The organism is Deinococcus alpinitundrae (assembly GCF_009982895.1).
Taxonomy (GTDB): Bacteria; Deinococcota; Deinococci; order Deinococcales; family Deinococcaceae; genus Deinococcus; species Deinococcus alpinitundrae.
Genome location: NZ_WXZL01000001.1, coordinates 35,312 through 61,082, shown reverse-complemented (window position 1 = coordinate 61,082; position 25,771 = coordinate 35,312). Strand labels below are relative to the sequence as shown.

Annotated in this window: 30 protein-coding genes; 13 read left to right on the top strand and 17 right to left on the bottom strand. The window is 65.8% G+C overall.

Annotation, left to right across the window (positions count from 1 at the left end; translation table 11 throughout):
* Window positions 1-73: 73 nt before the first annotated feature.
* The 4 genes from GUI70_RS00330 to GUI70_RS00315 form a co-directional block, all read right to left on the bottom strand.
* Window positions 74-274 carry a hypothetical protein gene (locus GUI70_RS00330; protein ID WP_161880296.1) on the bottom strand — a complete coding sequence of 67 codons (201 nt, stop codon included), beginning with the start codon at window positions 272-274 and terminating at the stop codon, window positions 74-76.
* A gap of 180 nt (window positions 275-454) precedes the next feature.
* A complete protein-coding gene (zapE, locus tag GUI70_RS00325; protein ID WP_161880295.1) occupies window positions 455-1,480 on the bottom strand; it encodes a cell division protein ZapE in 1,026 nt (341 codons plus the stop codon).
* A gap of 7 nt (window positions 1,481-1,487) precedes the next feature.
* Entirely contained in the window at window positions 1,488-2,486 is a 999-nt protein-coding gene (locus GUI70_RS00320) for a type I phosphomannose isomerase catalytic subunit (protein WP_161880294.1), read from the bottom strand.
* 56 nt (window positions 2,487-2,542) lie between these two features.
* A complete protein-coding gene (locus tag GUI70_RS00315; RefSeq protein ID WP_161880293.1) occupies window positions 2,543-2,836 on the bottom strand; it encodes an addiction module toxin RelE in 294 nt (97 codons plus the stop codon).
* 92 nt (window positions 2,837-2,928) lie between these two features.
* Between GUI70_RS00315 and GUI70_RS00310 the strand changes: the two genes are divergently transcribed.
* Window positions 2,929-3,171 (top strand): hypothetical protein, encoded by a 243-nt coding sequence (locus tag GUI70_RS00310; protein ID WP_161880292.1) that lies wholly within the window; start codon window positions 2,929-2,931, stop codon window positions 3,169-3,171.
* Here GUI70_RS00310 and GUI70_RS00305 read toward each other — a convergent pair.
* The 8 genes from GUI70_RS00305 to purC all read right to left on the bottom strand — a co-directional run bounded on the left by GUI70_RS00305 (window position 3,168) and on the right by purC (window position 9,740).
* Window positions 3,168-3,371, bottom strand: coding sequence for a YwbE family protein (locus tag GUI70_RS00305; RefSeq protein WP_161880291.1), 204 nt, complete (start codon window positions 3,369-3,371; stop codon window positions 3,168-3,170). The two genes, GUI70_RS00310 and GUI70_RS00305, sit on opposite strands and share 4 nt — an antisense overlap.
* Before the next feature lie 81 nt (window positions 3,372-3,452).
* Window positions 3,453-4,877: an amidophosphoribosyltransferase gene (purF, locus tag GUI70_RS00300; RefSeq protein ID WP_161880545.1), complete on the bottom strand. Its 1,425-nt coding sequence runs from the start codon at window positions 4,875-4,877 to the stop codon at window positions 3,453-3,455.
* Between the two features lie 11 nt (window positions 4,878-4,888).
* Window positions 4,889-7,138: a phosphoribosylformylglycinamidine synthase subunit PurL gene (gene purL / locus GUI70_RS00295; protein ID WP_161880290.1), complete on the bottom strand. Its 2,250-nt coding sequence runs from the start codon at window positions 7,136-7,138 to the stop codon at window positions 4,889-4,891.
* The gene (locus GUI70_RS00290) at window positions 7,135-7,626 is read right to left on the bottom strand and encodes a DinB family protein (protein ID WP_161880289.1); all 492 of its coding nucleotides are present in this window, start codon (window positions 7,624-7,626) and stop codon (window positions 7,135-7,137) included. The genes purL and GUI70_RS00290 overlap by 4 nt, the downstream gene beginning before the upstream one ends.
* The gene (purQ, locus tag GUI70_RS00285) at window positions 7,623-8,300 is read right to left on the bottom strand and encodes a phosphoribosylformylglycinamidine synthase subunit PurQ (protein ID WP_161880288.1); all 678 of its coding nucleotides are present in this window, start codon (window positions 8,298-8,300) and stop codon (window positions 7,623-7,625) included. The genes GUI70_RS00290 and purQ overlap by 4 nt, the downstream gene beginning before the upstream one ends.
* Window positions 8,297-8,683, bottom strand: coding sequence for a cupin domain-containing protein (locus GUI70_RS00280; protein WP_306468245.1), 387 nt, complete (start codon window positions 8,681-8,683; stop codon window positions 8,297-8,299). Before GUI70_RS00280 ends, purQ begins: the two co-directional genes overlap by 4 nt.
* Complete coding sequence (gene purS / locus GUI70_RS00275; RefSeq protein ID WP_161880287.1) at window positions 8,680-8,943, bottom strand: phosphoribosylformylglycinamidine synthase subunit PurS; 264 nt, start codon at window positions 8,941-8,943, stop codon at window positions 8,680-8,682. The genes GUI70_RS00280 and purS overlap by 4 nt, the downstream gene beginning before the upstream one ends.
* A 77-nt stretch (window positions 8,944-9,020) precedes the next feature.
* Window positions 9,021-9,740, bottom strand: a complete 720-nt coding sequence (gene purC, locus GUI70_RS00270; RefSeq protein ID WP_161880286.1) for a phosphoribosylaminoimidazolesuccinocarboxamide synthase — start codon at window positions 9,738-9,740, stop codon at window positions 9,021-9,023.
* A gap of 412 nt (window positions 9,741-10,152) precedes the next feature.
* On the opposite strand from purC, the gene GUI70_RS00265 reads away from it, so the two are divergent.
* Together GUI70_RS00265 and GUI70_RS00260 are read left to right on the top strand one after the other, a co-directional pair.
* The gene (locus GUI70_RS00265) at window positions 10,153-10,434 is read left to right on the top strand and encodes a hypothetical protein (RefSeq protein ID WP_161880285.1); all 282 of its coding nucleotides are present in this window, start codon (window positions 10,153-10,155) and stop codon (window positions 10,432-10,434) included.
* The gene (locus GUI70_RS00260) at window positions 10,431-11,270 is read left to right on the top strand and encodes a metallophosphoesterase (protein ID WP_161880284.1); all 840 of its coding nucleotides are present in this window, start codon (window positions 10,431-10,433) and stop codon (window positions 11,268-11,270) included. Before GUI70_RS00265 ends, GUI70_RS00260 begins: the two co-directional genes overlap by 4 nt.
* Window positions 11,271-11,394: 124 nt before the next feature.
* Here GUI70_RS00260 and GUI70_RS00255 read toward each other — a convergent pair whose 3' ends face one another.
* On the bottom strand, window positions 11,395-11,709 hold the full coding sequence (locus GUI70_RS00255) for a hypothetical protein (protein WP_161880543.1): 315 nt from the start codon (window positions 11,707-11,709) through the stop codon (window positions 11,395-11,397).
* 99 nt (window positions 11,710-11,808) lie between these two features.
* Between GUI70_RS00255 and GUI70_RS00250 the strand changes: the two genes are divergently transcribed.
* Window positions 11,809-12,099, top strand: a complete 291-nt coding sequence (locus tag GUI70_RS00250) for a hypothetical protein (RefSeq protein ID WP_161880283.1) — start codon at window positions 11,809-11,811, stop codon at window positions 12,097-12,099.
* Between the two features lie 16 nt (window positions 12,100-12,115).
* Here GUI70_RS00250 and GUI70_RS00245 read toward each other — a convergent pair whose 3' ends face one another.
* Together GUI70_RS00245 and pnp are read right to left on the bottom strand one after the other, a co-directional pair.
* A complete protein-coding gene (locus tag GUI70_RS00245) occupies window positions 12,116-12,664 on the bottom strand; it encodes a nucleotidyltransferase family protein (RefSeq protein WP_161880282.1) in 549 nt (182 codons plus the stop codon).
* Window positions 12,665-12,709: 45 nt separating this feature from the next.
* The gene (gene pnp, locus GUI70_RS00240; RefSeq protein ID WP_161880281.1) at window positions 12,710-14,878 is read right to left on the bottom strand and encodes a polyribonucleotide nucleotidyltransferase; all 2,169 of its coding nucleotides are present in this window, start codon (window positions 14,876-14,878) and stop codon (window positions 12,710-12,712) included.
* Window positions 14,879-15,195: 317 nt separating this feature from the next.
* Between pnp and GUI70_RS00235 the strand changes: the two genes are divergently transcribed.
* The gene (locus tag GUI70_RS00235) at window positions 15,196-15,732 is read left to right on the top strand and encodes a cupin domain-containing protein (RefSeq protein WP_161880280.1); all 537 of its coding nucleotides are present in this window, start codon (window positions 15,196-15,198) and stop codon (window positions 15,730-15,732) included.
* 163 nt (window positions 15,733-15,895) lie between these two features.
* Here GUI70_RS00235 and GUI70_RS00230 read toward each other — a convergent pair whose 3' ends face one another.
* On the bottom strand, window positions 15,896-17,356 hold the full coding sequence (locus GUI70_RS00230; RefSeq protein ID WP_161880279.1) for a hypothetical protein: 1,461 nt from the start codon (window positions 17,354-17,356) through the stop codon (window positions 15,896-15,898).
* Window positions 17,357-17,548: 192 nt separating this feature from the next.
* On the opposite strand from GUI70_RS00230, the gene GUI70_RS00225 reads away from it, so the two are divergent.
* The 8 genes from GUI70_RS00225 to clpB all read left to right on the top strand — a co-directional run bounded on the left by GUI70_RS00225 (window position 17,549) and on the right by clpB (window position 25,028).
* Window positions 17,549-17,800 carry an acyl-CoA-binding protein gene (locus GUI70_RS00225; protein ID WP_161880278.1) on the top strand — a complete coding sequence of 84 codons (252 nt, stop codon included), beginning with the start codon at window positions 17,549-17,551 and terminating at the stop codon, window positions 17,798-17,800.
* Between the two features lie 124 nt (window positions 17,801-17,924).
* Window positions 17,925-18,779 (top strand): ImmA/IrrE family metallo-endopeptidase, encoded by an 855-nt coding sequence (locus GUI70_RS00220; protein ID WP_306468244.1) that lies wholly within the window; start codon window positions 17,925-17,927, stop codon window positions 18,777-18,779.
* Window positions 18,776-20,047 (top strand): dGTP triphosphohydrolase, encoded by a 1,272-nt coding sequence (gene dgt / locus GUI70_RS00215; protein ID WP_161880277.1) that lies wholly within the window; start codon window positions 18,776-18,778, stop codon window positions 20,045-20,047. The genes GUI70_RS00220 and dgt overlap by 4 nt, the downstream gene beginning before the upstream one ends.
* An 86-nt stretch (window positions 20,048-20,133) precedes the next feature.
* Complete coding sequence (locus tag GUI70_RS00210; protein ID WP_161880276.1) at window positions 20,134-20,763, top strand: TapB family protein; 630 nt, start codon at window positions 20,134-20,136, stop codon at window positions 20,761-20,763.
* 25 nt (window positions 20,764-20,788) lie between these two features.
* On the top strand, window positions 20,789-21,292 hold the full coding sequence (gene prxQ / locus GUI70_RS00205; RefSeq protein ID WP_161880275.1) for a thioredoxin-dependent peroxiredoxin PrxQ: 504 nt from the start codon (window positions 20,789-20,791) through the stop codon (window positions 21,290-21,292).
* Window positions 21,293-21,301: 9 nt separating this feature from the next.
* Entirely contained in the window at window positions 21,302-22,003 is a 702-nt protein-coding gene (rpiA, locus tag GUI70_RS00200; RefSeq protein WP_161880541.1) for a ribose 5-phosphate isomerase A, read from the top strand.
* Between the two features lie 69 nt (window positions 22,004-22,072).
* Window positions 22,073-22,351 carry a hypothetical protein gene (locus GUI70_RS00195; protein ID WP_161880274.1) on the top strand — a complete coding sequence of 93 codons (279 nt, stop codon included), beginning with the start codon at window positions 22,073-22,075 and terminating at the stop codon, window positions 22,349-22,351.
* 115 nt (window positions 22,352-22,466) lie between these two features.
* Window positions 22,467-25,028 carry an ATP-dependent chaperone ClpB gene (gene clpB / locus GUI70_RS00190; protein ID WP_161880273.1) on the top strand — a complete coding sequence of 854 codons (2,562 nt, stop codon included), beginning with the start codon at window positions 22,467-22,469 and terminating at the stop codon, window positions 25,026-25,028.
* A 188-nt stretch (window positions 25,029-25,216) separates the two neighbouring features.
* On the opposite strand, the gene GUI70_RS00185 is transcribed toward clpB, so the two are convergent.
* Window positions 25,217-25,633, bottom strand: coding sequence for a VOC family protein (locus tag GUI70_RS00185; RefSeq protein WP_161880272.1), 417 nt, complete (start codon window positions 25,631-25,633; stop codon window positions 25,217-25,219).
* Between the last annotated feature and the right edge of the window lie 138 nt (window positions 25,634-25,771).

The window sequence follows — 25,771 nt, the reverse complement described above, 5'->3', positions numbered from 1 at the left end:
GGAGAAAGTGCAGGGAAAAATAAGAAGTGAGGGGAACACTCGCGAACGCCTGTGTTCCCCTTGCTTTTCCGACTCAGGCCAGCAAGGCGCGCTGTTGCGGCGAGGACAGCAAGGTGGTGCGTCCGCGCAAATACAGATCGTCGAGGAGGCGGGCACCGAAAATTTTGGCAATGACGGATAGCCGGTACTCCAGCATATGTCCAGCCAGCTTCAGCCGAACCCGGTCATTGGTGCCCGGTACCCACATACAGTCAATTGGTTGAGTCTCATTCATGGAGGCTCCTGTTCAAAGGCCGTCAATGTTGCCGCGTCCAGACCCGGTGGCCTGACAGCAAGTATTGTCCTTTGGTGCCTTAAGTCTAGGCCACGACCTTCCCGTTCTGGCAAGAAATCACAGAACCCCCCTTCACACTCTGATCATGGGCCGAAATTCACCCCGATCACCGGGTGATGCCTACGATGTGCGCGCTTCTGCCAGCATCTCGGAGAGTCTCGAGAGGGCGCGGCTGTATTTCTTGGCATATGCGCCGTGTTTGTAGCTCTCGTCGAACAGTTGACCGAGGCCAACGCCGCTGAAGGCCGCGCCCAGCCCGAGGTCGTAGAGCTTGTCGATGAAGTGCACGAAGCGCAGCGCCACGTTCTGGTCGCGCATGGGGGTGAGGTTGGAGATACCCAGCGCCCCGACCCCCGAGAGCAGCCGGGCAAAACGCGAGGGATGCACCTCCAAGAGCAGATGGCTGAGGTCGCGGTGCGCCAGCAGCGCCAGGGTCGCCGGGTTCTGCCGCTTCTGCCAGGCGCTGAACTCGGCCTCTGTCATGGTCTGGGCGGGCGCGGCTCCGCGCTGACGGTAATCGGGGCCGTCGAGCCGCAGGTTCTGAAACCGGCTGGCGATGCCCTTGATCTGGCGCTCGAAATCGCGGGCATTGAAGCGGCCCTGGCCCAGCGCGCCCGGCTCGGTGTTGCTGGTGGCGACCACCGACGTGCCGCCAGGCATCAGTTGACCCAGAAAGGTGTTGGCCATGTGGGTGTTGCCGGGGTCGTCGAGTTCGAATTCGTCGATGAGCAGCAGGTCGTGGTTCTTGAAACTCTCTACCGCCCGCGCCATGCCCAGCGCCCCGATGAGGTACATCAGATCCTGAAAACTCATCAGTGCCGCTGTGGCAGGACGAGCCCGGTTCACGGCGGCGTGATAGGTGCTGGCCAACAGGTGCGTCTTGCCGACCCCGAAGCCGCCGTCGAGGTACAGGCCCTGACCCTCGGGCGGCGGGCGCTTGAACAACCGGAAGCCCCCGCCGCGCCCACTGCGGCTGGCCTGCTGCGCGAAGGCTTCCAGCGCGTCTCTGGCCTGGACCTGCGAGGGAAAAGCAGGGTTGGGCTGGTAATTCTCGAAACTGACCCCGGCGAAGCGGGCGCTGGGAGTCAGGCCCTCGGTGAGCTGCGCCGGGGTCAGGCTGGGGCGGCGGGCGGCGAGGTCGATCACGGGCGGCTCAGGACGGACCGGCCATCGAAGATTGGAGCGGCAGGCTGGAGCGCAGCAGCCGCACATCGTCTTCCAGCGCTTCGAGCAGGTACGGGCCGGTGTGGGCCGACACCAGCACCGTCTCCAGCGGCTCCAGGGTGAGTGCCCCAGTAGCCGTGCGGATGTTGAGCTGGCCGCTCAGCAAGGTCAGGGCGTGCAGGCTCAGGTTGCGGGTGTGACTTTCCAGGCGCTCTCCCGCCTCGATCTCGGCCACCTCCAGCTGGAAGTACGGACAGGCGGCGACAGTGGCGGCCTCCGCCGCGCCCAGGGGCGGCAGCGCCACGACCTCGGCGTCCAGGTCGGCCCGCGTGACCTTCACCGATTCCTCGATGTGGAGTTTGCGCCCGGCGCTCTCGGGACGGTCCCAGTCGTAGACCCGGTAGGTGGTGTCGCTGGTCTGCTGCACTTCGTAGAGAAAGGTGCCCGGCCCCAGTGCGTGCAGGGTTCCGGCAGCGATGAAGACGGTATCGCCCGCCTGCACTGCCCGCTCGTCGGCCACATCGAGTACCTTGCCCGCCCGGATGGCCTCTGCCAATTGCGGCGGCGTGGTGCCGGGTTTGACACCTACCAGAATCTTCGCGTCGGGGTCGGTGGCGATGAAGTTCCAGGCTTCAGTCTTGCCGAACTCGTGCTCGCCCACCAGTTGGCGGGCCTGCTCGTCATTGGGATGGACCTGCACACTGAGCCACTCCTTGCAGTCGAGCAGCTTGATCAGCAGCGGAAAGCGCTCGCCGAAGCGCCGTGTGTTGCCCTCGCCTAGCAGGGTGTCGCCCAGGTCGGCCAGCACCTCCGCCACCGTCTGCCCGTCTCTCGGGCCGCCCTCCACTGCATTGCCCTCGAACACCACCCAGGCTTCACCGATGGGCATTTCACCTTCCGGCACGGCTTTCAGGCGACTGCCGCCCCAGACGCGGGCGTGGTACTGGGGCCGGAGCTTGTAGAGCAGGGGCGGCAGGGGTGTGGTCATGCTGCTCAGGATAGCGGGGCTGGAAGCCGAGGGAAGGCCAGCATGGGAGAGGCGACTCAGCGTTCGAGGGCCTGCACCAGTTGGGCCTTGCTCATGGTGCTGCGGCCCTTCACACCCGCTTGCCTGGCGCGGTTGTAGAGTTCGTCGCGGCTCAGCTCGGGCAGTGCTCTGTTGGGGTTGCCGGTGTCCTGGGTGCGCTTGTTCGGGGTGCGGCCCTCCTCGCGGCGGTGTTTGTTGACGGTGCGCGCCGCGATCTCTTCGGCCTCGCCTGCACTCTTGCCGCCGTGCCGCTCGCTGTCCTTGACGTGCTGATACTGGCGTTCGTCCTTGTCGTTCCAGGCGTCGGGCATCGGTGTTCCTCCGTGAAATCACCTTAAAACCGGGCCGCGCCGCCGACATGAAAAATCGCTCCTTCAAAGCTTGAGCGGCTTATCATGTCGGGATGAACTTACTGGCGCGCATTCTGGGGATCGTCGGCGTGGTGCTGATCGTGGTGGCGCTCGCGCTGCTGTTCGGCAATGTCATCACCATCAACAAGCTCGACGCCATCGCCTCGGCGCTGCGAACGAACGTCACCACCAACCCCTCGCCCAGCGTGATGCTGACCTTCGCGCTGGGCACCATCGGCGGGCTGCTGGCCGGAGCGGGCGGGGCAATGCTGGTGAGGGGGCGGCGGGCCGCTTAACGCTCGGGCGTTACCACCGCCTGCACCCGGCCCACCACCCCCGACGTCAGACGCACTTTGATGCCGTGCGGGTGGCTGGCCGAACTGGTGAGCAGTGCCGACACCACGCCGCGCGTGAGCTGGCCGCTGGACTGATGCTGCTTCTGAATCACGTCCACCGTGACGCCGGGGCGGATGAGGGAGCGGGATGGGGGAGTCATGGGCGCCATCATAGGGCCCGTCCCTGTCCCGCCCGCTTTTCTGTCAATGGAGTCAGTGGCGACTTGCTCGGTTCCAGGCTCTCAAACTTCCAGCGCCAGTTTGTCCACATCGTTCAGCAGCGGCGTGCCTGCCGGGTACTCGCCGTTGAAGCAGGCCAGACACAGCCCTGGCCCGCTGACCGCCTCGCGCAGCCCACGCTCGGAGATGAATTTCAGGCTGTCCGCGCCGATCAGCTCGCGGATCTGGTCAACGCTGTGGGTGCTGGCGACCAGTTCCTTACGGGCGGCGGTGTCGATGCCGTAAAAGCAGGGGTGCTTGATCGGCGGGCTCGACACGCGGAAATGCACCTCGGTGGCTCCCGCCTCGCGCAGCAGATTGACGATCTGGCGGCTGGTGGTGCCGCGCACGATGCTGTCGTCGATCAGCACCACCCGCTTGCCGCGGACCGCGCTGGTCGGCGAGAGTTTCATCTTCACCTTGAGGTCACGGGCGGCCTGGGTGGGGGCCAGGAAAGTGCGACCCGCGAAGGGATTTTTGTACAGGCCGTAGTCGAAGGGAATGCCGCTCTCGCGGGCGTAGCCGATGGCCGCGCCCATGCCCGAATCCGGCACCGGCACCACGATGTCGGCGTCGACCGGAAATTCGCGGGCCAGTTGCTCGCCCATGCGGATGCGGCTCTCGTGGGTGTCCACTCCGTCCAGGCGGCTGTCCGAGCGGGCAAAATAGATCCACTCGAACGAGCACGGCGTCGGCCTGCCAGGATGCACCATCAAGCTGTGCAGGCCGTCGTGGTCGATCCAGACCAGTTCGCCGGGCAGCACGTCGCGCAAGAGCCGCGCGCCCACCGCAAATAGGGCGCACGGCTCCGAGGCGATAACGTAGGCGCCGTCCGGTCCCTCGCGCTGCCCAATGACCAGCGGACGCACGCCGTTGGGGTCACGAAAGCCGATCAGGGCGGTGCGGCTCATCAGCACGCAGGCGTACCCGCCCCGGAGTTGCTGCATGGCTCCGGCGGTGGCTTCTGGCAGGTCCATATGGCTCTCGCGGGCGATCAGGTTGAGCATCACCTCACTGTCGTTGGTGGTGGCAAACAGCGCACCTTCCATCAGCATCTGGTTACGGACCTCGCGGGCGTTCACGAAATTGCCGTTGTGGGCCAGCCCCAGAATGCCCTTGTTGGTGCGGGTGGTCAGCGGCTGGGCGTTGAAGCGCAGGTTGCTGCCGGTGGTCGAGTAGCGGACGTGTCCGATGCTGACCCTGGCGTTGGCGAGGCGCACCGAGTCGAGGCGGCGCTCGTCGAACACCTGCGTCACCAGTCCCAGATCTTTTTCGACGTGGAACTTGTCGCCGTCGCTGACCGCGATGCCCGCCGCTTCCTGGCCCCGGTGCTGGAGGGCGAAGATGCCCAGGTAGGTCAGCCAGGCCAGATCGAGCGGCTGCGACGAGTAGATGCCAAAGACGCCGCATTCGTCGTGCGGCTTGTCGTCGCCGTCGTAAGGGGGCAGGTCAGACAACGTCACCCCAGCACCACGTTCAGGGGTTCATCGTAGGCCGCGCTCAGCTCTGTGAGGTTCACGCTCAACTCTACATTCTGCCGGGGCAGGGCAATGGTGACGCTCGCCCCGCCCGCCCCGCCCAGCCGCACGAACGGCACGTCCAGGCCGCGCAGCAGCGTCTCGGCTGCGCCCGGATCGCTGACCGCCACCACCACCCGGCTGTGTGCTTCGCCGAACAGTAGGGCGTCGGCGCGGGTGTCGGAACTGATCTGGACCTTCAGGCCGACGTTCCCAGCCATCGCCATCTCCGCCAGGGTCACGGCCAGGCCGCCCTCCGCGCAGTCGTGGGCGGTGTCGGTCAGGCCCGCCCGGATGAGGCCCAGCACGCCGTCGATGACTGTTTGCTCCAGCTTCAGGTCCAGCGGTGGCACCTTTCCGGCTTCCAGGCCGTGAACGGTTTCCAGGTACTGCGAAGCGCCGATCGAGTCGCCCAGCTCGCCCAGCAGATACAGCACCTGCCCCTCACCCTTCAGCCCCAGTGTGGCCCGCTTGATGATGTCGGGCAGCACGCCCACCATGCCAATGGTCGGGGTGGGGTGAATGGCGACGGTGCGGTGTGTACCGTCTGGATTGGCCTCCACGTACTGGTTGTAGAGGCTGACATTGCCGCCCGTGACCGGCGTGTTGAGCGCCCGGCAGGCGTCGCCGATGCCCTGCACGGCCTGCTGCATCTGGTAGTACACCTCGGGACGGTGCGGATTGCCGAAATTGAGGTTGTCGGTGATCGCCAGCGGTGTGGCTCCCACGCAGGCCAGGTTGCGGGCAGCTTCAGCCACCGCCGCCGCTGCGCCGACATACGGATCGAGCTGTACGAAGCGCGGGTTGCAATCTGAGGTGGCGGCCACGCCCATCGCGGAACCCTTGACGCGCATCACGGCGGCATCGGCGGCTCCTGGCAACACCACCGTGTTGGTCATCACCTGCTGGTCGTAGCGCTCGAAGATCGGGCGTTTGCTGGCAATGGTAGGGTGCGAGAGCAGTCGCAGCAGCACGCCGCCGAGATCATCCGGCACCGGAATATCGGTCAGGTCGTGCTCGCGGGCGGCGATGATGCCCAGCGATTCCACGCCCTCGCGGGTGTACTTGGGGGCCTCGTTGAGCAGGTCTACCGGAAGGTCGCAGACCACCTCGCCCTTCCACATCAGGCGGTAGTTGTGGTGCTCTTCGACCTGCCCGATGTTCACCACGTCGAGTTCCCACTTGGCCAGCAGGTCGTAGAGTTCCTGCTCGCGCCCTGGCACCGGCACCAGGATCATGCGCTCCTGCGATTCGCTGAGGCACAGTTCCATCGGCACCATTCCGGTTTCGCGGGTGGGCACGTCGTCCAGGTTCATGGTGATGCCCAGACCCGCCCGGTAGGCCATCTCACAGGTGCTCGACACCAGTCCCGCCGCGCCCATGTCCTGCACGCCCGCCACCACGCCCGCCTCGATGGCCTCCAGTGTGGCTTCCAGCAGCAATTTTTCCATGAACGGGTCGCCCACCTGCACGGCGGGACGGTCGGCCTGTGAGGCGTCACTCAGGTCGGCGGAGGCGAACACCGCGCCGCCCAGCCCGTCACGCCCGGTCTTGCTGCCGACGTAGATGATCTGGTTGCCGACCTCGCCCATCGTGCCCTTCGCCAGGTCCTCGTGGCGCAACAGGCCCAGGGCCATCACGTTGACCAGCGGGTTTTCCTGATAACTGGGGTGAAAGGTGACCTCGCCGCCCACGGTGGGCACGCCGATGGCGTTGCCGTAATGGCTGATGCCCTCCACCACGCCGTTGACCAGAAATTTGGTGCGGGGCGAGTCGGGATCACCGAAACGCAGCGAATCCAGCACCGCGAAGGGCCGCGCGCCCATCGCGAAGATGTCGCGCAGGATGCCGCCCACGCCCGTTGCTGCGCCCTGCACCGGCTCGACGGCGGAGGGGTGGTTGTGCGACTCCATCTTGAAGGCCACGCCCCAGCCCTCGCCGATGTCCACTACGCCCGCGTTCTCGCCGGGGCCTTGCAGGACCTGCGGCCCTTCGGTGGGAAAGGCTTTGAACAGGGGCCGCGAGTTCTTGTAGCCGCAGTGCTCGCTCCACATCGCGCCGACGATGGCGGCTTCCAGGGCGTTGGGATGGCGCTCTATTTTCTCGACCAGCAGATCGTATTCGCTCTCGGAGAGGCCGAAGGTGGCGGCGCGGGCGCGGAGGGAGGGAAGCGGCGAGTGGGTCTGCGTCATGCGTCCACTTTCTTGATGAGTTGCAGTTGACCCCGGTGATAACCGATGTGCCGCAGGTGCAGGCCGAGCGCTGCCAGAATCGGGCGCTCGCCGCCCGGCGCACTCGGCGAGAAGGTCATGCCGCCGAGGTCACTGGGGGTCATGCCCTGCAAGAAGGCCAATGTCTGGGCGCTGATGTCGTCCAGGCGGGCCAGCACCCCTGCCTTGCCCGCCGTCTCATCTGTCGGTGAAGGCTCGCTGCCCAGGTTCTGCACCCAATCGCGGTCTTCCCAGCCGAGGTGGTGGTAGTTGGGGGTGCGGTCTTGCAGGGCAGTCAGGCGCAGCCAGTCGGCGATGTGCAGGGCGTGCCAGGCTGGGGCGTGGCCGAGCGTGGCGGCACTGAACTCGGCTTCCGGAAAGCTGTCCAGCACGGCGCGGTAAGCGCTGAGTTCGGCGGTGTACTGCTCGGCCAGAAAGGTGCTGAGTTCGTTCTTCGGTTGTTCGTTCATGAACGGACCTCCGTGCGGTGTTGCTTCAGGCTCTGAAACAGCCCGCGCCCGTCCTCGCTGCCCAGCAGGGCTTCCACCGCCCGCTCGGGGTGCGGCATCATGCCCAGCACGTTGCCGCGCTCGCTGACGATTCCGGCGATATCGTTGAGCGAGCCGTTGGGGTTGTCGAGGTAGCGGAAGATGATTCGCCCCTCGCCTTCCAGCGCCTCGATGGTCTGTGCGTCGGCGTAGTAATTGCCCTCGCCGTGCGCGATGGGGATTTCGAGCGTCTGGCCTGGCGTGTAGGCCGAGGTAAAGGCCGTCTGGTTGTTCTCCACCCGCAGATGCACCGGCTTGCACAGGAAATGCAAATCCTGGTTGCGAGAGAGCGCCCCCGGCAAGAGTCCCGCCTCGGTCAGCACCTGAAAGCCGTTGCAGATGCCCAGCACAAAGCCGCCGCGCTCAGCGTGGGCCTTCACTGCCTGCATCACCGGGCTGCGGGCCGCGACTGCGCCGCTGCGCAGGTGATCACCGTAACTGAATCCGCCGGGCAAGAACACCAGATCGGTACCGGCGGGCAGGCCCTCCTCGGTGTGCCACACGAAGCGTGCCGACGGGTCGAGGTTCATCCGCGCGGCGTGCAGCGCGTCGGCATCGCAGTTGGAGCCGGGAAACTGAATAACGGCGACGTTCATAGATGCTCCAACTCACTGACGGTGCGCTCGCTGACGACATTGCCAGTATTCAGCGTGCTGGCAGGTTCAAACATCATGATCCAGGTTTCTTCGGTCTGGGCAACAGGCAGATGCTCGACGCCGCGCGGCACGACGATCAGTTCGCCCTCATGGACCATTCGTTCGCCGTCTCTGAACTTGAGTTGCAGCACGCCCCTGATCACCATGAACAGCTCGTCTTCCTGCTCGTGGGCGTGCCATTCGAACTCGCCACTAATACGGGCAATCTTGACCTGCTGGCCGTTGAGGTCGGCCACCACTTTGGGTGACCAGTGCTCACTGAACAGCCCGAACTTCTCGTACAGATTGACTGTCTGGGGCAGCGCCCTGGCGGGCACGCTCACGCTGGCTCCGGTGCTTTCTCTTCCAGCTCCCAGCGCACGTTTTCCATCACCGGATTGCTCAGCACATTCTCGGCGATGTCTTTCAGGCGGCGTTCCACTTCCGTGCGCTCGCCTTCGAGGTGCAGCTCGATGTATTTGCCCACCCGCACGCCACTGACCGGCTGGCCGAGGTGCGACAGCGAGCGCTCGACGGTGCGCCCCTGCGGATCGAGGATGCTGGGCTTGAGGGTCACGAAGACGCTGGCTTGATAGTTGGGCATGGATGTTCCTCTGCAATGAACGTGTGGCAGGCGGATGGTGGAAGACGCAGAAGGACTGAGACTTGTTCGCGGATCACTCAGGCCTGCTCCACCCGCCGCAGCATCTCCCCATAGGCTTCCTCGACCCCGCCCAGATCGCGCCGGAAGCGGTCCTTGTCCATCTTCTCGTTCGTTTCGGCGTCCCAGAATCGGCAGGTGTCGGGGCTGATCTCGTCGGCCAGCACAATCTGGCCACTGGGCAACTTGCCAAATTCCAATTTGAAATCGATCAGCCGAATGCCGCGCTGCTCGAAAAAAGGCGTCAGAAAATCCCTGACTTGCAGCGCCAGTTCACGGATGCGGGCCAGATCGCCCTCGCTGGCCCAGCCCAGGGCCACGGCAGTATCGGTGTTGACCAGCGGATCGCCCAGCGCGTCGGACTTGTAGCAGTACTCCACCACCGGGCGGGCAAGCGTCTTGCCTTCCTCCAGGCCCAGCTTCTTGGCAAAACTGCCCGCCGCCACGTTGCGCACGATCACTTCCACCGGCACGATCGTCACGGCCTTGACCCGTTGCTCGGTGCTGCTGAGCTTCTCGATGAAATGGGTGGGAATGCCCGCCGCTTCCAGTTTGGGATACAGCGCCGCCGTGATGGCGTTGTTGGTGGCTCCCTTGCCGGCCCAACTGCCGCGCTTCTGGGCGTTGAAGGCGGTGGCGTCGTCCTTGTATTCCACCAAGTACTCGGCGGGGTTCGGCGTGGCGTAGACCCGCTTGGCCTTGCCCTCGTAGCGGAGTTCACTTCTGGTCGTGTCGGTCATGCTGGCTCCTGTACTGCCCGGCGCAAAAGGAAAAACGGGAATCAATGAAGTCGGCGAGTCGGCTCCCGGGACGGGGAATCAGGCTCGCTCGTGTGGACGGCAGGCTCAACTGTGGGGCGACAAACTCGTGAATCGGAAACCTCCAACGCCGCCTCGCGGACGGCTGGTCCAGCGCTCGGCTGGGGCGTCTCGCTGGACGCACGGATGGAAGATCGGGCGGCTCTCTCGGGGTGCTCTCCTGGGTTGACCGGGGCGCTCACCCTGGGGTCAGGAAAGCAGCTTAACACCCCCGCGCTTCGCCGGGTAGGGCACCCCGACTGGACAACCCCAACTGGACAACCCGGTTGGGCGAGTCGATCGGGGCAGGTGCACAGGGACGAAGGCCGCTTGCCGGGAAGCTACACTAAGCGGCATGGCTGCCGATCTCTCCCTCCTGCCCCCCACGCTGCTGCTGGTCGTGGACCTGATCGACCCGGACAGCGGCCTTGCCGAGGTCGAAGACGACCAGGGCCGTACCTACGCCTTTCCCGCTGCCTGGTTGCCGCAGGCCGCCGACGGCCAGGCGTACCGAGTGGGCGTCTCAGACCAGGGTGTGCAGTTCGTGGCCGAGGCGGGCGGCGCGGCCCGGCTGCGTGAGAAGAGCAAGCAGACCCTGCTGGAATTCAGTGACGACTTCTCGGGTGAGCAGCCGTGAGAGAGGTGGTGGTGGTGCCCGATTTGCACGGGCGGCTCGATCTGCTGCTGTCAGCCTTGCGGCAATTTCCCGAGGCCCACTTTCTGTCGCTGGGCGACGCCATCGACCGGGGTCCGCGCAGCCTCGCCACCGTGGACAAGCTGCTGGAACTGCACGGGCAGGGCCGCGCCACCCTGCTGATGGGCAACCACGAGCGCATGGCGCAGGAGGGCCTCAAGTGGTACCGGCGCTACAGCGGCACCCACGACATGGGCGATTACCGCAAGGCCATGGAGGGCTACCAGTGGTGGATGCAGGCGGGCGGCGACACGGTGCGCAAGGAGTTGCCCCAGTACGCCGCCGAGCACGGCGGTCCCAGCAGCCTGACCCTGGAGAAGTTTCCAGAGAATCTGGCGCGCTATCTCGATCTGCTGGTGCGGGTGGTGTATGTCACCGCTGACGGCGCGATTCACTCGGAGGTGCCGCCGCAGCCGAGCGTGCTGGTGGCCCACGCCAGCCCCCCGGTGAGCCACCCGCAGTACCGCCACCCCGAAACGGCGGCGCTGTGGTTGCGGCCCTTCGAAGGTCCCTTTCCGCTGCCGCCGGGCGTGGTCTACAGCGTTCACGGGCATACACCGGTGCGCGTGCCGACCCGGCTGGGCCGCCACCTTTACCTCGACCTGGGGGCCTACGAAACCGGCAAGCTGGCGCTGCTGCCGCTGAGCGTGCATCAGGTGAGCAAGGTGACGGTGCTGTGCGGGCGCGGCGAGCCGCTGCGGGCCAGCCGGTATCCGGCGATGGGCGAGGCGCTGCCTACCCAGCTGGTGCCGCTGGACGGTGCGCCGGGTCGGCGCTGAGGTGAAGCCGATCGGCCCCCAGTTCAAGTACCTCGTCTGACCCAGCCCCTGTAGCTGAGCCTGGGCCGCTTCCCGGCGCGGATGGGTCAGGTGGTCTGGGTGCTGCGCCGCTGAGCGCAGGTGGCTACAACACGGCGTCCAGCCCTGAGAGGCATTCCTGGGCAATCGCGCGGGCCAGCGGGTCGCGGGTCGAGCGGGCGTAGCTGACGCCCAGGTGCAGGTGTTCGTCGGCCTCGTCCTCGCCGAGCATGATCAGGGTCTGGAAGAAGGCCAGGTGAACGTGCGAGAGCAGCACGTCGCGGGTGCGCTCCGGCGGCAAGACCCGTAACGTGCCCAGCGCCTCGGTCAGCAGGTCGAGCGCGGCCCGGCTCTCACCTTCCACCGCCGCTTCCCGCCCCAGTTGCAGGAAGCGAGCGGCACTGAGGTAGGCGGGGCGCATGCCCGTCACTCTAGCGCAGCCCTCGGGCTGAAACCGGAAGATGAAGGTGACCCCGGCGTAAGAATCCCGTGAGGCAGCGGGCCTCATGCTGGCCTGAGCATGACCAACGCCGTGGCAATCGCGTTACTCAGCAGCTTCACTCTCTTTCTGGGCCTGAGTGCGCTGGCGCGCCGCCACATGCAGCGCGAGCGCCTGAGTATCAGCGGCCTGGGGCTGGCGTTGAGCGGTCTGGCCGGGCTGGGCTGGCTGACCGTGGTTGATGGCAATCTGCGCGCCGCCGCCCCGGTGCTGCTGATCGGCGCGCTGGGCTACTGCTTCGGACATTTCACGACGCCGCGCCGCGCCGTGCCGCGCCTCAGTGCTCCAGGTCCCCAGCTCAAACCCAAATAAGCCTGCTTGTCTGCCCTTACTCGGCCAGCCGCAGCCAGGGCCAGCGGGCTTGGTAGTCGGCCACCTTCGCCGCGTAGAGTTCAGGCGTCTGGTTGAGCGGATTGGGCCGCAGAATGCCGCTGGCGAGGTCGCCGAACCCGTACGGGGCGTAAACCTCGCCGCTGGCCGAGATGCCCAGGCAGGTACACCGCACCAGAAACTGCCGGATGCTTTCTTTCGAGCTAAGAATGGCCGGGCGCGGCAGGCCGTACTTCTCGACAAACCACAGATGCACGCGAGCCTGGTTACGAACCTCGGTCCGCACCCCGAGGTCGGCGAACAGCACCTCGGCGCGGCGGATCACGGCATCCTCGGCCTTGTAGCTGGTGTCGGCGTCCCAGTAAAAGAGGTCGTAGTCGCGAATGCCCTGGCCTGCCGGACGGCCTGAGCGCACGTTCCAGACTGCTTGAAACAGGCAACCCGCCACCAGATAAAGCTGCGGCACGCCAAGGCGGGGCAGCCGCTCAAGGATCGCCGCGTTGACTGGATTGCGCTGGACCATCTCCAGAAATTCAGCTTCAGTCATGTGCTCAGGCGTCATGTGATCGGTGCCTCGGCTCTGTGCCCCGGCTCAGCGTCTTGGTGGCCCCCGGCGCTCGCCACCCTCACGCGGTGCACGCGGTTCGCGCGGCGCGATCTTGCCTTCCAACTCCGGGCGCACCAGATCGATCTTGCCCCGGTCGTCGATGCCCACGATCTTGACCCTGAGCTTGTCGCCCACGTTCAGCGCGTCCTCGACAGCGTTGATGCGCTCCTCGCTGATCTGTGAGATGTGCAACATGCCGTCCTGGCCCGCAAACAGGTTCACGAAGGCCCCGAACGGCGCGGTCTTGACCACCGTCCCCTCGAACTCCTCGCCGATCTTGGCGCTGCGGGTCACGGCCTCGATTCTGGCCTGCACCGCTTTGGCCGCCTCGCCGTCGCTGCTGAAGATGCGGATGGTGCCGTCCTCCTCGATGGTCACCTGCGCGCCCATCGCTTCGAGTTCGCGCACCTGCTTGCCGCCCGGCCCGATGACCTTCCCGATGAGTTCGGGGTTGATCTTGATGCTGATGATGCGCGGCGCGGTGGGGGAGAGTTCGGGGCGCGGCGCGGGCAGCACCTCGGCCATCTTGCCGAGGATGTGCAGCCGGGCGTCCTTGGCCTGCGAGAGCGCCTCGCGCATGATCTGGGGCGTGATGCCCTGAATCTTGATGTCCATTTGAAGCGCGGTGACGCCCTGTGCGCTGCCACAGACCTTGAAGTCCATGTCGCCCAGCGCGTCTTCCGAGCCGAGAATGTCGGTCAGGATCTTGTACTTGCCGTCTTCCATGACCAGGCCCATTGCGACACCCGCCACCGGAGCCGTGATCGGTACGCCCGCATCCATCAGCGCCAGCGTTCCGGCGCAGACGGTGGCCATGCTGCTCGATCCGTTGCTCTCCAGCACCTCGCCCACCAGCCGGATTACGTAGGGAAAGCTCTCGAAGCTCGGCAGCACCGCCCGGATGGCCCGCTTGGCGAGGTTGCCGTGGCCGATCTCGCGCCGCGACTGCCCGCCCATGCGCTTGACCTCGCCGGTTGAGTACGGTGGGAAGTTGTAGTGCAGCATGAACTTGTCGCCGGTCTCGCTGGTCAGATCGTCGATCAGAATCTCGTCGCGCTCGGTGCCGAGGGTCGCCACGCCCAGCACCTGCGTCTCGCCGCGCGTGAAGATGGCCGAGCCGTGGGCACGCGGCAGAGGCCGGGCCTCGATCCAGATGGGGCGCACGGTGCGGGTGTTGCGCCCGTCGGCCCGCAGGTCCTCTTCCAGAATCAGGCGGCGCAGTTCCTGCTTCTCGACTTTGTAGAAGGCGTTTTTCAGCGCGGTGATCTGGGCAGCAGCTCCCTCGGCCCCGGCGTCCGGTACCCGCAGGGCGATCAATCCGTCGCGCAGTGCCTTGACGCGACCGCTGCGCTCTTTCTTGCCTGCCGTGAGCAACACGTCGCGCAGGCCGCCAGCCCTGGCGTCCTCGGCGAGTTCCGGCACCATGTCCACCGTGAGGTCGGCCTCGGTCGCGAAGACGAACTTTTCCTGGCCAAGTTCGTCGCGCATCTGCTCGATCAGGGCGATAATAGGCTGCATCTGGGCGTGGGCAAACTCGATGGCCGACACCAGCACGTCCTCGTCCACGGTTTTCGCGCCCGCTTCGACCATCAGGATGGCGTCTCTGGTTCCGGCGACCACCAGGTCCATGGTGCTGTGTTCGAGCTGGCTGAAGGTCGGGTTGATGACGAACTGGCCGTCGATCTGCCCGACCCGTACGCAGGCAGTGGGGCCTTCCCAGGGAATGTCCGAGATGCTCAGCGCCGCCGACGCGCCGATGGGACCGAGCACGTCCGGAGAATGCTCGCCGTCCGCCGAGATCACCGTGATGATGACCTGGGTTTCCTGGCGGTAGCTCTTGGGAAACAGCGGCCTGATCTGGCGGTCGGTGATGCGCGCCGACAAGATGGCCTTCTCGCCGGGGCGGCCCTCGCGGCGGTGAAACGACCCCGGAATCTTGCCCACGGCGTAGTGGCGCTCCTCAAATTCCACTGTCAGCGGCAGAAAGTCGAGGCTGCTGCGCTCGTCTCTGGCCTGGGCGGTGACGAGCAAAATGGTGTCGCCGTAGCGCACGGTCACCGAGCCGCTGACCAGTTTGGCGAGCTTGCCGGTTTCGATACTCAGTTCTTTGTCGCCGAGCATGGTGGAAAAGGTCCGGGGGGTTTTGGCGTTCATTGTTCCGAGTCTAGCGCGGCGGCGTTGATCAACGGTGACGGCTGCGGGGAAAGCGTGGGGGCTGAAACCAGAGGCGTTCAGCGGGCATTGGTGCGCTGCTGCCCTTGCTCCAAAGGGGGCTTGTCCCAGAAGCCGGGACAATTCCAGCCTCAAGACACTGGGACAAGTCCCCGCCTACGCTCGGGGGGCTTTCGGGGAGAGCAGACCGCCGCGCCGAGCCTGCTGAGGAGGAATGTTCGGACCGCGCCCTGAACGCCCGCGTGACCGTCTTCCACTTGCCGCGACTTTCCAGTGTTCACCATTCCAAGGAGCCGTGTATGCCCCATTCCAATGCCGAGGACCGCCCCGCGCTCACCCTCTCTCGCCGCGAACTGATGCAGCGGGCCGCTGTTCTGGGGCTTGTCAGCCTGCCCCTGGTGCGGGGCGTGGGACTGGCCCAGACCACCACCCCGACACCGCCGGCCGCTGGAACGGCCAGCGATTACAAGTTGAGCCTGGCAAGCCTGCCTGCCGTTGCCATTCCCACAGACGTGAGCGCCCGCAAGGGCAACAAGGCGGCCTGGCCGCTGCTCATGGGCGTGTCCATTGCCCAGGTGGAAATCCCGGAGGGCAGCTGGCGAGCGCCGCACTACCACACCAACACCTCCGAACTCGCCGTGATTGTGCAGGGCCGCGCCAAGGCTGCACTGCAACCGCCGGGGGAGGCGTGGCTGGAACTGGACCTGGAGGCCGGTGACTGCGTGTACTTCCCGCTGGGCTGGGCGCACTGGCTCAGGAACACCGGCAGCGGGGTGCTGCACACCTACTTCAATTACGGCCACGAGCAGCCTGCCACCGTCGAAGTGACGGGCTGAGAAACGGGCCTGGCCGACTACAATAAACAACGCTTCGTTTCAGATGATGAGACTCAGACCAACCGCCGCAACCGCTGAAGGCTGCGGCGAGATTTTTCCTCTTCTCTCGGGACCCCAGCCTGAACCTGAACTGAAGCGGAAGTGGCCCCACCCGGTCCGGCGTTCAGAGGACCGGGTGGGGCCTTGCTCTCCTTCCCCAGATCAACGCCGCCAGTCCCACCACACCCGAGAGCGTGATGATCAGCCCGGCATTGCCGACCAGCAGGAAAGCCAGTGGCAGCGCTGCGGCGATCAATACGGGTGGCCACCAGGCCCGGCCCAGCGCCCGCAGTGCCAACAGAGCGCTCAACACCCCGCCGATCAGTCCGGCCCAGACCACCAGCAGATAACTCATCAGCATGCCACCGAGGGTGAGGCCCGCCAGCACCGCCAGCAGTGCCAGCGCCACCTGCACCGGGGTCGTTCTCAGCCCATGCCCCCAGGCCCACAGCCCTCCGAAGACGGTGGCGATCAGTAAGGAGAGCGGGGCGAAGCCGTAGAGCTTGCCCAGCGTCTCGCGCAGGCTGGCGCTGGAAAAGGTCATGGCCACGTCCTGAGCCGTGATCACGTCCTTGAGGTTCCAGCTCAGCGTGTTGCTGCCCAGGCTCCGGGCCGTCTGGGTGGGCGGCAGGCTGTAGCGGGCGAACTTGGCCGCTTCGTTGGTCTTCACGCTGAGTTCAAAATCCTTGATCGGCTCGCGGCGGCTGGCCAGCAGGTAACTCCAGCCGCGCGCGCCCTGGTGGGCGTAGGTCACCTTCACGTTGGCGGTTTCCCTGGGGGCCATCTGCGCTTCCCACTGGCTACCGTTACTCAGGTCGGCCGCCGTCAGCTCCTGGCCGTTGACGATCACCTTGAAGCCCGACAGAGTGCCGCTGCCCTCGGGCAGGGGAAACTGAAAGCGCACGGTGATTTCGCGGTCGAGCGGATTGGTGAAAGCGTACTCGGCGGCGAAGGTGGCGTTGTAGTAGGTGCGCCTGGCTCCTCGCGCCGGCGTCACGAAATCCAGGTTGACGTTGACCCGTGAGGTGTCGAGCTTGATCGGGGCCTCGCTGGTCAGGGTGGCTTGCCGGGTGAAGATCACGTCCCTGCCGCTGCGCCGAAATTTGTCCACCAGCTTGGTCACGTTCTGGCTGGTCGGATCGGTCAGATACGGTGCGAGCGCGCCCACGCCCTGCTCGCCCACCCGTTTGAGCAGGCTGGGTGGCACCACCAGGGTGCGGGTATAGGTCTGCTCGGTCAGGTAGGTGATGGTGGGGCTGGGCTGCACGGTGGGTGCGGCGTCGAGGTCGGCTCCGTTGCCGGCCCGCGCGTTCTCGCCTACGCTGATCCGGCTGATGACCAGGTTGCCCAGCACGCCCAGCGCCGCGAAGGTAAAGCCTAGCAGCAGCAGCACGGCGGCCCAGCTGCCCACCGGCCATGCGGCCTCGCGCAGCCACCGCATGGCCGATTCATAGCGGTCGCGGCGACCCAGGCGCAGCGTCAGCAGCCCAATCGCGCCGATCAGCGCCAGCACCAGCAGCGCCCACAGCGCCACGTGCCAGCCGGAAAAGAGAGACCAGAAGGCGTCCAGGGCCACTTGAACCATACGAAACTCCTTGAGCAGCGCGGCAATAGGGAATAAGCGGTCAATGAAACCGGGCGTGGGCGGTACGGGAATCCTAATGAGATGATAGCTGGACGAGATGAGTAGATCACTCAAGATGTGTAAGATACTCAAATGAGTATAGATGCACCGATTCGTTTCGGCTCCAGACCCTGAACTTGGTACCATCGCTCCATGTCGCTTTCCTTCGAGCAGGCCCGCGCCGAGTCCCAGTCGCTGCCTAGCAAGCCTGGCAATGCCACGCTGCTCAGGCTCGACGCCCTCTACAAGCAGGGCAGCCAGGGCGACGTGACAGGCAAGCGCCCCGGCGGATTCGATTTTGTCGGTGCGGCCAAATACGACGCCTGGGCCGCTCTGGTGGGGATGCCAGCCAGCGAGGCCCAGGCCAGCTACGTGGCACTGGTCGAGCAACTCCAGCAGGGGTGAGCTGCTCCCGCTTCTCACCCTGAGCGCCTGCCATGACTCCAGCAACGCCTCCAGTACGCCCGAATCCGGAAGCTGCGGGCCGCCCCGCCGGATCAAGCCGGTTTCGCGGTATCCTGCCCGCACTGTGAGCGCTCCCGAAGGCCAGTCCAGCCAGTTCGCGTCTGCCAGTGCCGGTGAGGTCGCCGGAGCCGACGCCTTCAAGGGCCGGATGCGGGTGCTGGCCCGCACCTACGCCGCCGGATTGCCGGCCCTCGACACCCACAGCTTGATGGAAGGTCAGTTGCTTCAAGACGCCGGAGTGCGGCTGGAATTCATGCCGATGGGTGAGCGCGACGGAGCTTACGACCCCGAGAACAAGGTCATCCTGATCAATTCCCAGGTGCGCCCCGAGCGTCAGCGCTTCACGCTGGCCCACGAGATCAGCCATGCCCTGCTGCTGAGTGACGACGACCTGCTCAGCGATCTGCACGACACCTACGAGGGCGAGCGGCTCGAAACCATCATCGAGACGCTGTGCAACGTGGGCGCGGCAGGCATTCTGATTCCCGACGCCCTGATGAACGAGATTCTGGAACGGTACGGCCCCAGCGGGCGGGCCATGGCCGAGCTGGTGCGCCGCGCCGACGTGAGCGGCAGCGCGGCCCTCTACGCCCTCTCTGAAGTCGCCAGCGGCCAGGTGCTGCTGGCAGTCTGTGCGCCCAGCAGACGTGGCGGGCGCGGCGAGGCCCAGCAACTCACGGTGCGGGCCAGCGGCAAGGCGGCGGGCGTCAAGTATTCGCTGAGTCCCGGCACCCCAATTCCCGACGAGCACCCCATCCAGATCGCCTTGGAAACTGGCCTGGAGATCAGCGCCCGCAGTTACGTGCCGTTCCGGTCGGGGCGCAAGATGCCCGCCTGGGTAGACGTTTACCCTGACGGCAGCGGGCGGCGGGTGTTTGCCAGTTTTGATCTCGATCCGGCCCGGCTCAGCGGTTCGTGACCGGAGATAGAGGAGCGCTGCCGGACATCTGGGAAGCCCGGCGCGGCCCGCTGGCCCTGGCAGTGGCCGACGTTGAGAGCGAGGACCACGCCCGGATCATTCACAGTTACGCCTTTCGCCGCCTTCAGGGCAAGACCCAGGTGCTGGGCGCACGCGGGGGCGACTTCTACCGCACCCGATTGACCCACAGCCTGGAGGTGGCTGAACTGGGCCGCGCCATGCTGGACGTCCTGCACGCCCGCCCGGCAGCCCAGACTGCCGCCTGGAGAGCGCAGCTGCCTAGCCGCACCCTGCTGGCCACCCTCTGCCTGGCGCACGATCTGGGCCACCCGCCGTTCGGCCACGCTGGGGAGCGCACCCTGGACGCGGCCATGCGGGCGAACCTGCCTGACGCGGACGGGCGGCTGCCGGTCGGCTTCGAGGCCAATGGGCAGACCCTGCGGTTGCTGACCCAGCTGGAAACCGGGCCGGACTCCGGCGGTCATGGCCTCAACCTGACCCGCCGCCTGCTGCTGGGCGTGCTGAAATACCCGGTGGCCTACTCGCAGGCCGCCCGGCAGGCCTGGGTGTGGCCACCCAAGTGCTACCTCGACACTGAGCAGCCGGTGGTCGACTGGTTGCTCGCGCCGCTGTCGGCCGCCGACCGCCAGCGGATGACCCGGCCCGTACCGGACCCGGACGCGGGCCACCGCAGCTTCGACTGCCGCTTGATGGAGCTGGCCGATGACGCGGCCTACAGCATCTACGACCTGGAAGACGGGGTGAATCTGGGGCTGATCGACCGGGGCGACTGGGACGCCCTGGCCGATCAGCGCCCCGAACTGGACGGGGTGCCGCAGCTTGCCAGCTGGGCCAGGCAGATTTTCAGCGGTGATGAGGCCGAGGGCAAGCGCGGCGTGGCGGCCCTGTCGCGCGCCCTAGTGACGGGTGTCGAGGTAAGCGCTCAGGGCCTGTTCGACGAGCCGCTGCTCGATCTGCGCGCCGACTTCACACCGCAGGCCGCCGCGCTGCAAGGCTTTCTCAAGGCGCTGGTCTACCGTCAGATCATCGACACGCCGCAGGTGCGGGAACCCGAAGCGCTCGCCTGCGCGGCGCTGCGCCGCCTCTTCGATGCTGCCCAGGCTGAGCCGCTGCGCTGGCTGGGCACCGGGTCGCGCCGCCGCCTAGAGGCCAGCGGCAGCCAGACTGAGCGCGCTCGCGTGGTGTGCGATTACTTGGCCGGAATGACCGACAGCTACGCCCTGGATCTGGCGGCGCGGGTGGAGTGAAGTCACTTTGCGCGCACCGGCCGGGGATGAGTGCCGCGTCAGCCCCGCGCGGCATCCTCCTCACCGCCAGCCCTTAGCATGCGGTCATGCGCCGCCTCGTTCCCGCCTTGCTGCCGTTTCTCCTCCTTCCCGCGCTGGCCGAAGCTGGCTCCTGCGACGGCGGCATCAAGCCGATGCGGCCCGACTGGGTCTGGACTTACCGCGACACCGACAAGGACGGCGTGGAATTCTACGAGATGCGCCGCAGCCTGACTGACAAGGGCTATACCGACACCTACACCACCCCTGGCAAGCCGTCCGCGCCGCAGAGCTTTCGCTGTGAGGCCGGTGCGCACATCAACGTGACCGCGCCCAGCATCGGCGGAGCCGAGATCACCCGGCTGACCGTGACTGGAGTGAGCTTCCCCGCGCCCGCCAGCTGGAAGACCGGTTATGCCTGGAACTACATCATGAATCTGGAAGGCCGCAAATCCGGCTTCAACGCCAGGGCGACCATCACCTTCAATTACCGTATCGTCAGCCGCGAGAAAGTCACGGTGCCTGCCGGAACCTTCGATGCCTGGAAAGTCGAGATGAGCGGCAACGTGGACGCCCGCGTGGCGGTGCTGCCGATTCGCCAGAAGTTCAGCGAGACGCAGTGGATCGTGCCCGACATCGGCATCGTCCGGATTCAGCGCGCGAACAGCGGCTCGGAATTGATGTCGCTCAAGAAGTAGCGGCAAGCAGGTGTTAGCCTGAAGCATGACCCAGCCCGACCAGACAGACGAAGCGCCCAGGCTCCGGCCCGGGGACGCCTTTCCCGATTTTGATTTGCCCGATGCCCAGGGGCAGAGGCACACCCTGAAAGATTCCAGCGGCCGGTACCTGGTGCTGTACGTGTACCCCAAAGACAACACCCCCGGCTGCACCAAGGAAGCCTGCGACTTTCGCGACAACATGGCCCTCAAGCAGCACGGAGCGCAGGTGCTGGGCCTGAGCATGGACGACGCCGAGAGCCACGCCTCTTTTGCCGCCGAGCACAGCCTGCCGTTTCCGCTGCTCTCCGATCCCAGCGCCGACTTTCTGAAAGCGGTGGGCGCGTACGGCACCAAGAATCTGTACGGCAAGGTGTCGCAGGGCGTCAAGCGCACCACCTTCCTGGTCGGGCCGGACGGCCAGCTGGTCAAGGCTTGGTACGCCGTGAGCGTGGACGGCCACTCGGACGCGGTGGTCCAGGCCATCGAAGCCGATCAGGCCAAGTCCTAGGCCGTGCCGATCCCCGATCTGGAAGCGCTGAAGAAAGAGGCGGCGGTGCGGGCCGTCTCGCTGATCGAAAGTGGCATGCATCTAGGCCTCGGCACCGGCAGCACCGCTAAATACGCCATTGCCGAACTGGGGCGCAGGGTGGCGGCGGGCGAGTTGTCGGGGCTGAGTTGCGTGGCGACCAGTGAGGCCAGCGACGCGCAGGCCCGCGCCCTGGGACTCGATGTCGGGCCGCTGACCCGGCAGTTCTTCGACCTCGCCATCGACGGGGCTGACGAGATCACGCCGGATGTGGACCTGATCAAGGGCCTCGGCGGCGCGCTGGTGCGCGAGAAGCTGGTGGAGGTTCAGGCGCGGCGGCTGATCATCATCGCCGACCACACCAAGCTGGTGACGCGCCTGGGGGAGAGGGCACCGCTGCCGATCGAGGTGCTGCGCTTCGGCGTGGACAGCACCCTGGAGCGCTTGCAGGCGCTGGGCGCGGTGGGCGAACTGCGCCGTCAGGCGGGCGAACTGTATCTCACTGACAACGGCAATTTCATCTATGACGCCCGCTTCGCTGGAGCCGATCTGGCCGCTCTGGAGCGCCCCCTGAAGGGCACGTTGGGCGTGGTCGAGACGGGCCTGTTTCTGAATATGGCCGAGCGGGCCTTCGTGGCGGCCCCGGAGGGTGTGCGCGAGATCGTGCGGTCTGCTGCCTCGGCGGCGCGCTGAGCTGCGGAGCGCGTTAAGCAAGTGTTAGTCCCTGGCCCTGCCCGCGCCCCCAGGCCGCACAATGAGGGCATGGACCTTCAGACCCAGATTGACCAGACTCCCTTTCCCGAAGGCGTTCAGGTCACGACCTACGAGGAGATGGAAGGCCGGATCTTTCGAATTCGCCAGCGCCAAGGCGACGTTCGGCATGGCCTGGAAATTCTGCTGACCGACGAGGCCGTGCAGATGTACGGCGAGGGGCCGATGGTCGCCACCGTATTGCAGCAGCTCCAGCGCCACGCCGAGCAGGGCCTGCCGGTGGTGGAGGCCGGGCAGGAATACGAGCGCCTGACGTTCGTGGGCGACTGAATTGGGCGCGCTTGGTCTTTTCAGGTTCCAGCACGAAACTAGCCCGGCCTAACACTCAATAAACTTGACATGATGGCACTCAAGTCTCAGAATAAGGGGACTTGAGGAGACTGTCTTGAACCCAGAACACTTCACCGAATCCGCTCTCCAGGCCATCGCCGAGGCGCAGCAACAGGCCCAGGCGGCCCAGCACCAGACCCTGACGACCTGGCAGGTGCTGTCGGCCCTGCTGGGCAACGACACCGCCGCCCGCACCCTGACGCAGGCCGGGGGCGATTTGAATGCGGCCCGCGCCTCGCTGGACGCCGAACTCGGCAAGCTGCCCCGCGTGCAGGGCGGCGAGGGCCAGACGTACCTCGACCCGGCGCTGGGGCGAGCGTTGACCAAGGCCAACGAGATCGCCAAGACGATGGGTGACAGCTTTGTGGCCCCCGACGCCCTGCTGATCGCCCTGCGCGGCGAAATGAAAGGCGGGCCGGGCTGGCCCACGGCCGCGCAGCTGACGGCGGCGGCGACGGCGGGCCGCAAAGGAAAAACCGTGACCAACAAGACCAGCGATCAGCAATTTGAAGCGCTCGAAAAATACGGCACCGATCTGACCCAGCGGGCCATGGACGGCAAGTTCGACCCGGTGATCGGCCGCGACGAGGAAATCCGGCGCGCCATGCAGATTCTGCTGCGCCGCACCAAGAACAACCCGGTGTTGATCGGCGAACCCGGCGTGGGCAAAACGGCGATTGCTGAGGGCCTGGCCATGCGAATCGTCAAGGGCGACGTGCCGGAGGGCCTGAAAAACAAGAAGATCATCGGCCTCGATATGGGCAGCCTGCTGGCTGGCGCGAAATTCCGGGGCGAGTTCGAGGAGCGGCTGCGCGGCGTCATTGACGAGGTGGTGGCCTCGGCCGGCGAGATCATTCTGTTCGTCGACGAGCTGCACACCATCGTCGGCGCGGGCAAGACCGAGGGCAGCCTCGACGCGGGCAACATGCTCAAGCCCGCCCTGGCACGCGGCGAGCTGCACCTGATCGGCGCGACCACGCTCGACGAGTACCGCGAGATTGAGAAGGACCCGGCCCTGGAGCGGCGCTTTCAGCCGGTGTTCGTGGACGAGCCGAGCGTGGAAGACACCATCAGTATTCTGCGCGGCATCAAGGAGCGCTATCAGGTGCACCACAACGTCGAGATCACCGATCCGGCGCTGGTGGCGGCCGCGCAGCTCTCGAACCGTTACATCTCTGACCGGCAGCTGCCCGACAAGGCCATTGATCTGATCGACGAATCGGCGGCCCGCCTGCGGATGGCGCTGGAATCGAGTCCCGAGCGCATCGACCAGTTGGACCGCCGCAAGTTGCAACTCGAAATCGAGCGTGAGGCCCTCAAGCGCGAGAAAGACCAGGACTCGCAAAATCGCCTGCTCGACATTGAGGGCCAACTGGCCACCCTCACGGACGAGCTGAACGACGTGCGGGGCCGCTGGGAAGCCGAGCGCGGCGAGATTGCCCAGCTGCGCGAGAAGCGAGAATCGCTCGACGCCGTGCGCACCGACATCGAGCGGGCGCGGCGCGACTACGATCTCCAGAAGGCCGCCGAACTCGAATACGGCACGCTGCCGCAACTCGAGCGTGACGTGCAGGAGCTGGAGCGCAGGCTCAAGGGCGCGGAATTTGCACACATGGAAGTCACCGAGGACGACATCGCCGCCGTGGTCAGCCGCTGGACCGGCATTCCGGTGAGCAAGTTGATGGAGGGTGAGCGCGAGAAGCTGCTCAAGCTCGAAGAGGAGCTGCACCAGCACGTCATCGGGCAGGACCGGGCCATCGTAAGCGTGTCGGACGCCATTCGCCGCTCGCGGGCGGGCCTGAGCGATCCCAACCGCCCGCTGGGCAGCTTCATGTTCCTGGGGCCGACCGGTGTGGGCAAAACAGAACTCGCCAAAGCGCTGGCTGAGTCCCTGTTCGACTCGCCGGATTCGATGGTGCGCCTCGATATGTCCGAGTACATGGAGAAATTCAGCGTGCAGCGCCTGATCGGCGCGCCTCCCGGCTACGTGGGCTACGAGGAGGGCGGTCAGCTCACCGAGGCCGTTCGCCGCCGCCCCTACGCCGTGCTGCTGTTCGACGAGATCGAGAAGGCGCACCCCGACGTGTTCAACGTGCTGCTCCAAGTCCTCGACGATGGCCGCCTGACCGATGGGCAGGGCCGCACGGTGGATTTCCGCAACACCCTGATCATCATGACCAGCAACACCGGTTCGCCGCTGATTCTGGAGATGCAGGCACGCGGCGACGACCCCGAGGACATCCGCGACGCCGTGATGGGAGCCTTGCAGCAGGGCTTCCGGCCCGAGTTTCTCAACCGCATTGACGACATCATCGTGTTCGACGCGCTGACGCCCAGCGATCTGCGCCGCATCGTGGAGATTCAACTCGGTGGCCTGCGCCGCCGCCTGGCCGAGCGCCGTGTGACACTCAACCTGACGCCCGCCGCGCTCGACAAGCTGGCCCACGACGGTTACGACCCGGCCTTTGGTGCGCGCCCACTCAAGCGCGTCATCTCCCGCCAGATCGAGACGCCGCTGGCCAAAGACATCCTGGCCGGACAGGTGCCGGACAACACCAGCCTGAACATCGACTACGATGGCGAGCGCTTTGGGTTCAAGGTGGGTGCCCTGAACTGAGGAGACGGTGAGCTGGTGTAGAACAGCTGCCGGAATGAATGCAGCCGGGGGCCTGTACCGAATCACAAGACCCCTCGGCTACGTTCGGTGGGACACTCTAAGGTGCACTCGCAGCGGTCGAGACAGGCAAGGCTGAACCAACAAAAAAGAGCCTCAGGCGGCGGTATCCGATAGGAGCCGCCGTTTTGCTATGGCCTGGCGTCGATTTGCTGCACCGTCCAGCTATTGCCGTCCGGGTCTTTGAAGAAGACGAAACCGGAGAAGTTCAGAGCGTCGTCTTCTGTGGCGGCGCGAGGCAGGCTGGCCCTGCCGATGAACTGGATGGAACTGACCTCCACGCCGCGTTCCACGAGTTGCGCGTGTGCAGCGCGAAGATCGTTTACCACCAGTTGCAGGCCCTGAAGTGACCCCGGTTCCATCTTGGTCATTCCGCTTCCAATCACAATCGAGCACCCAGAACCGGGCGGCGTCAGTTGCACCACGCGCCGGGTTGCCTCCATGCGGGTGTCGTGATCCACTTTGAAGCCCAGTCCGTTTTCGTAAAAAGCGCGGGCGCGATCAACATCGCTGACCGGCACGATGACGACTTCCAAGGTCCAGTTCATCTTGTCTCCTGGGGTGAGTAGTGCCAGGCCGTTAACGCCAATGCCAGCAAGAACGAGGTCCTGGGTTTGTGATCGTGTGAGCGCTCAGCATGTATGTCAGCTCTACGATACCGGGACTGAAGGGCTGCGGTAAGGCGA

Excerpts from the sequence above, each read along its gene's own strand:
- GUI70_RS00265 (WP_161880285.1), top strand. The coding sequence starts at position 10,153 with ATGGCTGCCGATCTCTCCCTCCTGCCCCCCACGCTGCTGCTGGTCGTG.
- purL (WP_161880290.1), bottom strand. The coding sequence starts at position 7,138 with ATGACGCAGACCCACTCGCCGCTTCCCTCCCTCCGCGCCCGCGCCGCC.
- GUI70_RS00185 (WP_161880272.1), bottom strand. The coding sequence starts at position 25,633 with ATGAACTGGACCTTGGAAGTCGTCATCGTGCCGGTCAGCGATGTTGAT.
- GUI70_RS00210 (WP_161880276.1), top strand. The coding sequence starts at position 20,134 with ATGCGCCGCCTCGTTCCCGCCTTGCTGCCGTTTCTCCTCCTTCCCGCG.
- GUI70_RS00315 (WP_161880293.1), bottom strand. The coding sequence starts at position 2,836 with ATGCCCGACGCCTGGAACGACAAGGACGAACGCCAGTATCAGCACGTC.
- GUI70_RS00195 (WP_161880274.1), top strand. The coding sequence starts at position 22,073 with ATGGACCTTCAGACCCAGATTGACCAGACTCCCTTTCCCGAAGGCGTT.
- GUI70_RS00235 (WP_161880280.1), top strand. The coding sequence starts at position 15,196 with ATGCCCCATTCCAATGCCGAGGACCGCCCCGCGCTCACCCTCTCTCGC.
- prxQ (WP_161880275.1), top strand. The coding sequence starts at position 20,789 with ATGACCCAGCCCGACCAGACAGACGAAGCGCCCAGGCTCCGGCCCGGG.
- GUI70_RS00250 (WP_161880283.1), top strand. The coding sequence starts at position 11,809 with ATGACCAACGCCGTGGCAATCGCGTTACTCAGCAGCTTCACTCTCTTT.
- purQ (WP_161880288.1), bottom strand. The coding sequence starts at position 8,300 with ATGAACGTCGCCGTTATTCAGTTTCCCGGCTCCAACTGCGATGCCGAC.
- GUI70_RS00310 (WP_161880292.1), top strand. The coding sequence starts at position 2,929 with ATGAACTTACTGGCGCGCATTCTGGGGATCGTCGGCGTGGTGCTGATC.
- GUI70_RS00330 (WP_161880296.1), bottom strand. The coding sequence starts at position 274 with ATGAATGAGACTCAACCAATTGACTGTATGTGGGTACCGGGCACCAAT.
- GUI70_RS00290 (WP_161880289.1), bottom strand. The coding sequence starts at position 7,626 with ATGAACGAACAACCGAAGAACGAACTCAGCACCTTTCTGGCCGAGCAG.
- GUI70_RS00320 (WP_161880294.1), bottom strand. The coding sequence starts at position 2,486 with ATGACCACACCCCTGCCGCCCCTGCTCTACAAGCTCCGGCCCCAGTAC.
- GUI70_RS00245 (WP_161880282.1), bottom strand. The coding sequence starts at position 12,664 with ATGACTGAAGCTGAATTTCTGGAGATGGTCCAGCGCAATCCAGTCAAC.
- purC (WP_161880286.1), bottom strand. The coding sequence starts at position 9,740 with ATGACCGACACGACCAGAAGTGAACTCCGCTACGAGGGCAAGGCCAAG.
- purS (WP_161880287.1), bottom strand. The coding sequence starts at position 8,943 with ATGCCCAACTATCAAGCCAGCGTCTTCGTGACCCTCAAGCCCAGCATC.
- GUI70_RS00305 (WP_161880291.1), bottom strand. The coding sequence starts at position 3,371 with ATGACTCCCCCATCCCGCTCCCTCATCCGCCCCGGCGTCACGGTGGAC.
- GUI70_RS00230 (WP_161880279.1), bottom strand. The coding sequence starts at position 17,356 with ATGGTTCAAGTGGCCCTGGACGCCTTCTGGTCTCTCTTTTCCGGCTGG.
- GUI70_RS00255 (WP_161880543.1), bottom strand. The coding sequence starts at position 11,709 with ATGCGCCCCGCCTACCTCAGTGCCGCTCGCTTCCTGCAACTGGGGCGG.
- pnp (WP_161880281.1), bottom strand. The coding sequence starts at position 14,878 with ATGAACGCCAAAACCCCCCGGACCTTTTCCACCATGCTCGGCGACAAA.
- GUI70_RS00225 (WP_161880278.1), top strand. The coding sequence starts at position 17,549 with ATGTCGCTTTCCTTCGAGCAGGCCCGCGCCGAGTCCCAGTCGCTGCCT.